This is a genomic window from Pedobacter sp. 01T416_2 (assembly GCF_056398925.1).
The window spans coordinates 1-4,717 of sequence record NZ_JBFTQI010000467.1 but is presented as its reverse complement, the minus strand read 5'-3'; the positions used below and the strand labels follow the sequence as shown (position 1 = coordinate 4,717).

The window sequence follows — 4,717 nt, the reverse complement described above, 5'->3', positions numbered from 1 at the left end:
CAGCAGGAGATGGATGCAGAGATTTTTGAATCTGCTTCCAAGATCCGTAACAGCGCTGCTTTCGGCGAAATCATTATCCTCATCGTTTACCTGCCGATTCTGGCACTGGTTGGTATAGAAGGCAAAATGTTCAGGCCAATGGCCCAAACGGTGACTTTTGCTATCCTTGGCGCTTTTATCTTGTCGTTAACTTATGTGCCGATGATGAGTGCGCTGTTTCTAAACAAAACCATCAGTACCAAAAGAAATATCTCAGACAAGATCATGTCTTTTTTTCAAAGCGTGTATACCCCAATGCTCAATTTTGCGCTTCGGGCAAGGGTAGCCGTTGTTGGCATTGCAATAGGATTATTCGCCATTTGCCTCATTATTTTCAATTACCTGGGCGCCGAATTTATTCCCACGCTAGAGGAGGGCGACTTTGCCGTAGAAACCAGGGTACTTACCGGAAGTAGTCTTTCTCAGACCATTGAGGCCGCTACAAGGGCTGCAAAGGTATTAAAGGCAAATTTTCCTGAAGTAAAAGAGGTGATCGGAAAGATTGGCTCTAGCGAGATTCCTACCGACCCCATGCCGGTAGAAGCCTGTGACCTGATTATTATCTTAAAGGATAAAGGCGACTGGACAAATGCTTCGACCAGAGACGAGCTTGCGGGAAAAATGCAGGCCAAGCTTGAGCAGTATATTCCTGGGGTTACTTTCGGGTTCCAGCAGCCCATTCAGATGCGCTTTAATGAACTTATGACAGGTGCCAGGCAGGATGTTGTAATCAAGGTTTATGGAGAGGATTTTTCGAAGCTAAGTGCCTATGCAGCTAAGATTGGTGTTATAGCCAGAAAAATCGAAGGTGCTGAGGATATTTATGTGGAACAAGCTTCGGGACTTCCACAGGTCATCATCAAATTTCATAGAGAAAAGATTGCGCAGTTCGGACTGAACATCGAAGATGTGAATACGGCTATCCGCTCGGGATTTGCCGGAGAGGTGGCTGGCCTGGTGTTCGAGGGCGAAAAGCGATTCGATATGGTTGTTCGCCTCGAAAAAGAAAACAGGCAGTCGCTGGAAGATGTGAAGAATCTGTTCGTAACTGCGCCCAATGGCAACCAGATCCCGCTGGAACAGCTGGCTGATATCCAGTACAGGGAAGGTCCAAACCAGATCCAGCGCGATGATGCAAAGCGACGGATTACTGTTGGCTTTAATGTGAGGGGAAGGGATGTGGAAAGTATTGTAAAGGAAATCCAGCAGAAGATTGATGCAGAGGTTAAGTTTTTACCAGGTTATTATCCAACCTTTGGCGGCACTTTTGAGAACCTGCAGGCAGCCACCAAAAGATTGGGTATTGCCGTACCACTGGCGCTATTGCTCATTTTACTGTTGCTTTATCTTACTTTTTCATCGATTAAACATGCGCTTTTAATTTTTACCGCAATTCCATTGTCGGCCATTGGTGGCGTATTCGCGCTATGGGCACGGGATATGCCATTTAGCATCTCTGCAGGCATCGGTTTTATTGCGCTTTTTGGTGTGGCGGTACTGAATGGTATTGTGCTTATCAGTGAATTTAACAGGTTAAAAAAAGAAGGAATGAACGATATTCTCGAAATTATCAGAACAGGAACTTCGGTTAGGCTTCGCCCGGTTATTATGACGGCCCTTGTAGCTTCTCTGGGCTTTCTTCCAATGGCTATCTCGGGCGGAAGCGGTGCTGAGGTACAGCGCCCATTGGCAACGGTTGTTATCGGCGGACTGATTTCTGCAACACTGTTGACCCTTTTGGTACTTCCGGTGCTTTATATCTGGGTAGAAAAAATGGGCAGGAAAAAAGTAAGAATTGCTCCGGTAGCAGGCATAATCGTTATGTCTATTACCTTGTTTGGATTTCAGCCTGCTAAGGCCCAAACTGCGTTAACCCTTGAACAGGCGGTATCTTTGGCATTGGAAAACAACAGGGCGATTAGCGGGGCTAACCTTGGTGTAGGGCTGCAACAGGCACTCAGGAAAAGCGCCTTCGAAATGCCCAAAACTGAAGTGTCTATGCTTTACGGGCAGTACAACAGCCTGATCAAAAACGACAATAACTTTACCATTTCGCAAAGCATTCCCTTTCCAACACTTTTCGCCGCAAATGCGGCATTAGGGGATGAGCGTATCAAAGCAGGCCAGCTTCAGGTGGCTTCAAGTAAAAACGAACTCATTTTTCAGGTGAAGACGGTTTACACCAATCTTCAGTACCTCTATTCGAAGGAAAAACTGCTGCTCGAGCAAGACAGCATCTATAAGGGTTTTGTAAAATCAGCTTCGCTAAAATACAAAACAGGTGAGGGTAACCTGCTTGAAAAGGTAACCGCCGAGACACAGCTTAAGGATGTACAGAACCTGCTCGATCAAGACCGTTCTGATATCGAAATATATAAAACGCAGCTTGCTACGCTGATTGGAAGGGGTGAGCTACCCCTAATCGCCGACAAGCTTTTAAAGGAAACACCCGAGATCTCGATCGGAGATACGGCTCTTCTAAATAAAAATCCTGCCATTGCCTATTTCAGGCAACAGATTGTGATTGCCGAAAAACAACGAAAAGTAGAGCTTGCCAAAGCAATGCCCGATTTTACCCTGGGTTATTTCAACCAGTCGCTAACCGGTTTTCAAAACGTTAACGGCAGTGATGTTTTCTTTGGCCGCGACAAACGTTTTCAGGGCTTTCAGGTGGGGCTTTCCATTCCGCTATTTTACAGCGCCTATTCTGCGAAGGCAAAGGCCGCATCCATTAATAGGGATATTGCCTCGAACGACCTGCAGCTCCATCAGCGAAAACTAACAGGCCAGTACCAGCAGGCCCTGGGCGAATACCTGAAAAACAGGAAACGTTATGACTATTTTATTACTTCGGCGCTAGCCAATGCGGCACTGATATTAAAAAATAGCCGCATTGCCTACCAGAACGGAGAAATAGGCTATTCGGAATACCTGTTGAACCTTAAACAGGCAAATGGCATTTACGAGGGGCGCCTGATGGCCCTGCTCCAGTTAAGCCAGAGCATCAACCAGATTGAATTTTTAACCGGTAACAACAACTCATTTTAAAATATAAATCTCATGAGATCCATATATAAATATCTTACCCTGCTGTCCTTTCCATTTTATATGGCTGGCTGTAGCAGCCCCAATACAGAAAAGGAGCCCGAAAAAGAGATCGTTCACGAAGAGAGCGATATTGTAACCCTTACCCCAGAGCAGCACAAACTATCAGAAATTACCCTGGGAGACATTGAGTTGAAGGAATTAAGCGGAACAACGAAAGTAAACGGCATGCTCGATCTTCCTCCGCAAAGCCTGGTATCTATTTCCACACCGCTGGAAGGTATTGTAAAAAGCACCGATATGCTACAGGGAAAACGGGTAGCCAAAGGGGCGCTCGTAGCCGTAATGCAGAATCCGGAATTCATTCAGATGCAACAAGACTACCTGGACTATAAAAGTCAGTTGCAGTTTTTAAAGCAGGAGCTCGATCGCCAGGAAGAATTGGCAAAGGAAAACGTAAATTCCAAAAAAGCACTTCAGAAAGCAAGGAGCGAATACCAGAGTGTGAGTGCAAGATTGCTGGGGCAGCGTTCAAAACTTTCCATTATGAACATCAGTTTTGCGGCGCTGGAAAAAGGGCAGATCCAGAAAACCTTTAACCTCTACACACCAATGGMGGGTTACGTTACGCAGGTGAATACCAATATAGGTGCCTTTGCCAGCACAACCGATGTACTGTTCAAAATTGCCGATACCGAGCACCTGCATGCAGAGCTTACGGTATTTGAAAAGGATGTGCCTAAGCTTAAGCTGGGGCAAAAAGTCCGCTTTGTACTGGCCAACGAGGAAAAGGAACGCATGGCTACAGTTTATCTCATCGGCCGCGAAATTAGTAAAGAGCGTACCGTGCAAATTCACTGCCATTTGGATAAGGAGGATACACAGCTGCTTCCGGGCATGTACCTTAAGGCTTATGTAGAAAGTGGAATGAACAAGGTTGAAGCACTACCCGATGCGGCTATTGTTGAGTTTGAAGGCAAAAAGTTCGTGTTTATAGATCAGCCTGCCGATAAAGGCAGTAACACTTACCGGTACAGGATGATGGAGGTAAAAACAGGTGTTGCCGAAAATGGTTACACCCAGGTTTCTTTTGCCGGGCAGATCAATAATATGAAGGTGGTGACAAAAGGCGCCTACGATCTGTTAAGCAAGGTAAAGAATGCCGAAGAAGAAGGTGAGGAACATTAGCTATTTAAGCTTTATAGCTGGCAGAAACTGATGCCGTAAATAACCATTCATTTTTTTTAAAAGATCTGTTCGCACGTTTGAACTGCACCAATTTAAATATTAACTTTAGTCGCCAGATATATTAAGATGACTACAAGAAGAAATTTTTTACAAACAGGAATATTGGGGTTAACTGCGGCAACGCTGATCAATGCCCCGTCAGTTTTTGCAGCGCCTGCTAAAGGCAATGCCGCGGGTAAAGACCCTTTTAAATTAGCAATTGCCGGTTATAGCTTCCTTAACTTTAGCCTTGACGAATCGCTTAAAATGATGAAAAAGGTTGATGTACATTACCTCTGTATCAAAGACTTTCATTTGCCTTTTAAAAGTACAACAGCAGAAATCGCTGCCTTTCATGCTAAACTTAAGGATAATAACATAGTAGGGTATGCCGTGGGCCCTATAT

At 45.1% G+C, this 4,717-nt stretch carries 2 protein-coding genes and 1 pseudogene; all 3 read left to right on the top strand.

Going from position 1 to position 4,717, the window contains the following annotated elements; all coding sequences use genetic code 11:
* Positions 1 to 3,087, top strand: a 3,087-nt coding sequence (locus AC1DPQ_RS18150; RefSeq protein ID WP_477610444.1) for a CusA/CzcA family heavy metal efflux RND transporter, incomplete at its 5' end; no start/stop codon positions are given.
* A 12-nt stretch (positions 3,088 to 3,099) separates the two neighbouring features.
* A complete protein-coding gene (locus AC1DPQ_RS18145) occupies positions 3,100 to 4,272 on the top strand; it encodes an efflux RND transporter periplasmic adaptor subunit (protein ID WP_477610443.1) in 1,173 nt (390 codons plus the stop codon).
* A 126-nt stretch (positions 4,273 to 4,398) separates the two neighbouring features.
* Positions 4,399 to 4,717, top strand: a pseudogene (locus tag AC1DPQ_RS18140) (sugar phosphate isomerase/epimerase); the annotation flags it as partial.